The sequence below is a fragment of the Burkholderia sp. Ac-20349 genome, from assembly GCF_017104865.1.
GTDB lineage: Bacteria > Pseudomonadota > Gammaproteobacteria > Burkholderiales > Burkholderiaceae > Burkholderia > Burkholderia aenigmatica.
The window spans coordinates 1-2,939 of sequence record NZ_JAAGPM010000293.1; the positions used below are offsets into that span (position 1 = coordinate 1).

General features: G+C 65.0%; 1 protein-coding gene and 3 pseudogenes. 1 reads left to right on the top strand and 3 read right to left on the bottom strand.

What is annotated here, in order from left to right; genetic code table 11:
* The 3 genes and pseudogenes from G3N61_RS38565 to G3N61_RS38575 all read right to left on the bottom strand — a co-directional run.
* Positions 1–226 (bottom strand): annotated as a pseudogene (locus tag G3N61_RS38565) (acetyl-CoA C-acetyltransferase); the annotation flags it as partial.
* Between the two features lie 100 nt (positions 227–326).
* The gene (phaC, locus tag G3N61_RS38570; RefSeq protein ID WP_043188320.1) at positions 327–2,201 is read right to left on the bottom strand and encodes a class I poly(R)-hydroxyalkanoic acid synthase; all 1,875 of its coding nucleotides are present in this window, start codon (positions 2,199–2,201) and stop codon (positions 327–329) included.
* 360 nt (positions 2,202–2,561) lie between these two features.
* Positions 2,562–2,816 (bottom strand): annotated as a pseudogene (locus G3N61_RS38575) (laccase domain-containing protein); the annotation flags it as partial.
* Between G3N61_RS38575 and G3N61_RS38580 the strand changes: the two are divergent.
* Positions 2,803–2,939, top strand: a pseudogene (locus G3N61_RS38580) (HAMP domain-containing protein); the annotation flags it as partial. The pseudogenes G3N61_RS38575 and G3N61_RS38580 sit on opposite strands and share 14 nt — an antisense overlap.

Sequence of the window (2,939 nt, forward strand, 5' to 3'; positions counted from 1 at the left end):
GCAGCCCGGCCTTGATCAGCGACTGGCGCGCCGGGTTCTGCCCGGAACCGGCCGTCAGCACCTGGCCCATGATCACTTCGCTGACCTGCTCGGGCTTCACGCCCGCACGCTCCAGCACCGCGCGGATTACCGTCGCGCCCAGCTCCGGCGCCGCAATCTTCGCAAGCGAACCGCCGAATTTGCCGACCGCGGTCCGCGCGGCCGATACGATCACTACGTCCGTCATTTCCCTTTCCTCCAGGCCCGCACGACACGGCGCATCGCTACCGGCCCTGTTAAAAAAAACTGCGGTGCATCGGACAGCGTGCGCCGCTGTCCGGTTTTCGTCAATCGCGCTGCAACACGTAGCGGCCCGGCGCCGGTTCGATCACCGGGAACTGCGCAGTACCGGGCTGGGCGGGCGGCGCCACCTTGCGGCCGCCGTACTGGTCGAGCCATTCGACCCAGGTCGTCCACCAGCTGCCCGGTTGCTCGGCCGCACCGGCGAACCACGTGTCCGCCGACTCGGGCAGGTCGCCGTCGTTGACCCAGTAGCTGCGCTTTTTCTTTGCCGGCGGATTGATCACGCCTGCGATGTGCCCCGACGCGCCCAGCACGAACTTCAGCGGGCCCGACAGGATCGACGTCGACGCATAGGCCGTCTGCCACGGCACGATGTGATCCTCGCGCGAGCCGTAGATGAAGGTCGGCACGTCGATCAGCGTCAGGTCGACCGATTCGCCGCACACGGTCAGCGCACCCGGCTCGCGCAGCTTGTTCTCGAGATAGGTATGGCGCAGGTACCACGCGTACATCGGGCCCGGCAGGCTCGTCGAGTCGCTGTTCCAGTACAGCAGGTCGAACGCCGCCGGCGTGCGGCCCTTCAGGTAGTTGTCGACGACGTAGTTCCACACGAGGTCGTTCGGCCGCAGGAACGAGAACGTGTTCGCGAACTCGACGCCGCGCATCAGCCCCGGCTGCGTGCCGTTCTTGCCGCCGATGGTCTGCTCGCGCATCTGCACGTGCGCCTCGTCGACGAACACGTCGAGAATGCCGGTGTCGGTGAAGTCAAGCATCGCGGTGAGCAGCGTCATCGATGCAGCCGGATGTTCGCCGCGCGCAGCGAGCACCGCGAGCGCGGTCGCGAGCATCGTGCCGCCGACGCAGAAGCCGAGCGTGTTGATCTGCTCGCGCCCGCTGACCTGCTGCACCGCGTCGATCGCCGCGAGCAGCCCTTCGTTCATGTAGTCGTCCCACGTCTTGTGCGCGACCGACGCGTCCGCGTTGCGCCACGACACGAGGAACACCTGGTGCCCGTTCGACAGCGCATGCGCGACGAGCGAATTCTCGGGCTGCAGGTCGAGGATGTAGAACTTGTTGATGCACGGCGGCACGATCAGCAGCGGCCGCTCGAACACGGTGTCCGTCTTCGGCGTGTACTGGATCAGCTGGATCAGGTCGTTCTCATAGACGACCGCGCCTTCCGTACACCCGAGGTTCCTGCCGACCACGAACTGCGATTCGTCGGTCTGCGAAATCTTGCCGCGCTGCATGTCGCCGAGCAGGTTCATCATCCCTTGCCGCAGGCTCTCGCCCTGCGTCTCGAGGATCGATTTCTGCGCGTCGGGGTTGAGGGCGAGGAAGTTGCTCGGCGCGGCCGCGGCCGTCCATTGCTGGACCGTGAAGCGAATGCGCTCGCGCGTCTTCGGATCGGCCTGAAGCGCGTCGGCCAGCTCCTGCAGATAACGCGCGTTGAGCAGATACCACGCCGCCGCGAACGCATGCGCCGGCGACGCCTTCCACGCATCGCCGCTGAAACGGCGGTCCTTCAGTTCGGGCGACTCGAGCTTCGCGGCGGCCGCCTGCTGCATCAGCGCCATGCAATCGCGCGCGTAGTCGGCCTGCAGCGCCTGCAGCCGCTCGGGCGGAATCGCGGCGGCCGGCAGCTTGAGCCCGGCGAACGGCGAGGCCATCGCGCCGAGATCGGGCATCGATGGCATCGACGGCATCTGGAACGGAAACGATGTCGGAAACTGGAATGTTGCGAACGGATTCACGGTGGCCGACGCAGTCGCGGCGCGTGCCGGATCTGCAAAACCGCGCCACGCGTTCAACCACGACTCGAACATCTGCTGCATCGGCTGGGCGGCCGGATCGAAACCAATGCTGCCCGTGGAAGTGCCCGCCTGAGCGGACGTCGACGATTTTTTCGATGCTGTCATTACCTGCCTTACCGGTGATTCGTGAGCGTCTATCGTGAAATCCTGCTCGCGCGCGGCATGCCGGCGGCGAGCCGGGCCGTCATGCTCTGGAGAGGCGTCTCCAGATTCTGCCGCAGTGCGGTATTTTTATCATTATCGTTTTCCCCATGTGAAGCGCCATGTCAAACCACTGACCATTTCCGCACGGAGATAATCCTCGCGCAACAGACGGGACAAGGGTTCCGGCGAAACATAAAACATTTTGGCCGACTTGACTTTGCGATTTTTCATTCAATCGCGCATGCCGCGCGGCATGACCGCCTAAATATCGAGATAACCCGATTTTGCGGCACAGCAAACCCCACGCGCATGCGCATCCCGTCAATCGGCCAGCCAGATCGCCGCCGCCATGCGACCCGTCACGCGGTCGCGCCGGTACGAATAGAAGCGCGCCTGTTCGGTGACCGTGCAGGCCGCCCCGCCGCTCACGTGCGCCACGCCCGCACGCGCGAGACGCAGGCGCGCGAGCGCATAGAGATCGGCCAGAAACTTGCCGGGCGCGCCATCGATCGCGACGAACGCAAGCCGGGTTTCATCATGCTCCGACTGCGGGGCCGTGTCGAGAAACGCGTCACGCGCATTCGGCGCCGGCACGCTGTCGACACGTGTGAAGTTGTCGGGCAAGTCGAACATCTACGAACTGTCGCAGCAGTTCAACGACATGGCCGAGCGCATCGAGGCATCGATCAAGCAGCAGCG